We start from the raw sequence: 1,760 nt of genomic DNA on the forward strand, positions 1-1,760 counted from the left end.
GATCAGCTTGTTGACAGCGTATTTGGTCCAGACGATGGCGTCGCGAGGGCCGGAGGCGAGCATCTCGGCATAGCGGACCGCATGGTCGACGACGGTTCCTTCCGGCACGACCTTGTTGATCATTCCGGCCGCCGCGGCGTCCTCCGCCGAGATGAAGTCCCCGGTCATCAGATAGTGCTTCGCCCGCACCGGCCCCAGAAGGAGCGGCCAGATCACCGCACCGCCGTCGCCGGCGACGACGCCGGCCGTCACATGCGTGTCGGCGAAGCGGACGCCGGGCTGCGCGAAGACGACATCGCAGAACAGGGCGAGCGTGGCGCCCAGCCCGACGGCGACGCCGTTGACCGCGGCGATCAGCGGGCATTCCAGTTCGAGCATGTTGCGGATGAGATGGCGCCCGGATCGGGTGGGCGAGATCGGCCCCAGATCGTCATCGAGTGCGGTCTGATCGCCGCCGGAACAGAAGCCGCGACCCGCACCGGTCAGGACGATGGCCTTGACTGTCCGGTCATTGTCGAGGTCAACGAACAGTTCTTCCAGCGCGGCGTGCATGGGCCAGTCGATGGCGTTGAGGATTTCGGGCCGGTTCAGGGTGATGATGGCCACGCCGCTCGCGCGCTTCTCGACGAGCAGGCCCCTATAGGTCTTGTCGGTCATGGGAGACTCTCTTCAGATCGGTCGAGAGGAGATCAGGCCGAAGCGCTCGTCTTCCGCATCCTGCGGATCTGGTCGAGGATCTCGTCGGTCGGACGCACCACATTGTTGCGGTCGTTGAAATGCGGAATGACATGGCGTCCGACCAGTTCGATGGCCTTCATGATCTCTGCATGCGAGACAGAGTCGATGTGGAACAGGATTTCTTCGGCGCCGGTTTCGATGAAGCGTTCCAGCTGGCGGATGACCGTATCCGGGCTGCCGCAAACCAGACTGGCGGAGTCGTTCAGGAGGTAATCCCAGTCGGTGGCCGCACGCTGGAGCGCTTCCAGCCCCTCCCCCATGTAGGCGTAGTCGTCCGCAATCTTCGCCAGCCGCGGATAGGCATCGGTCGAGATGCGGGCATACTGCATCAGCGGTTCGGCATAGATGTCCTTCGCCGCCTGATCGGTTTCCGCAATACCAAGGAACACCGGCATGCCGAGACGCGGACGGTCGAGCGGGCCGTTCGGGTCCCGGCGCCAGTTCGACCGGTAGGCTTCGACCATCTTCGCCTGGGCGTCCCAGCCTTGATACAGCGTGTGGCTGAGAACGGCGAGCCCCTGGCGGGCCGCCCAGACGTGGCTGCGTTCGCTGGTCGCGGCGATGCCCATCAACGGATAAGGCTTCTGAAGCGGCTTCGGCACCAGCATGCGCGGCGGAACCTGATAATGCTTGCCCTCGAAGGCGAAGATGTCCTTGCTGAAGGCTTCCCGGATCAGCGCGATCCCCTCCTCCATCTGCTCAAGGGTTTCCGCGGGTTCCACGTTGAACGCGCGCATGGCGATGGTGGTGTTCGCGCGGCCGCAGTACAGCTCCATGCGGCCGTTGGACAGGATGTCGGTAACGGCGGCACGTTCCGCTGTGCGGAGGGCATGGTTGATCTTCTTGGGCATCAGCGAAACCGCAGGCCTCAGCCGGATGCGGGACGTGACCGCCGCGAGATAGCCATACACGACTTCGGGGGCAGAACTGGAGATCCCGCCCAAGGCAACATGTTGCTCGGACAGGCTGACGATGTCGAAACCCATCTTTTTCAGCAAGACCGCTTCCTCGANCAGCTCATG

2 protein-coding genes are annotated in these 1,760 nt (G+C 63.7%); both read right to left on the reverse strand.

Going from position 1 to position 1,760, the window contains the following annotated elements:
* Positions 1 to 657: enoyl-CoA hydratase/isomerase family protein (locus I71_RS09360; protein WP_042694181.1), on the reverse strand; the 657-nt coding region annotated here is incomplete at its 3' end.
* Positions 658 to 689: 32 nt separating this feature from the next.
* A partial coding sequence (locus I71_RS09365; protein ID WP_042694183.1) for an LLM class flavin-dependent oxidoreductase occupies positions 690 to 1,760 on the reverse strand: 1,071 nt, incomplete at its 5' end.

The sequence above is a fragment of the Azospirillum sp. B506 genome (assembly GCF_000333595.1).
GTDB lineage: Bacteria > Pseudomonadota > Alphaproteobacteria > Azospirillales > Azospirillaceae > Azospirillum.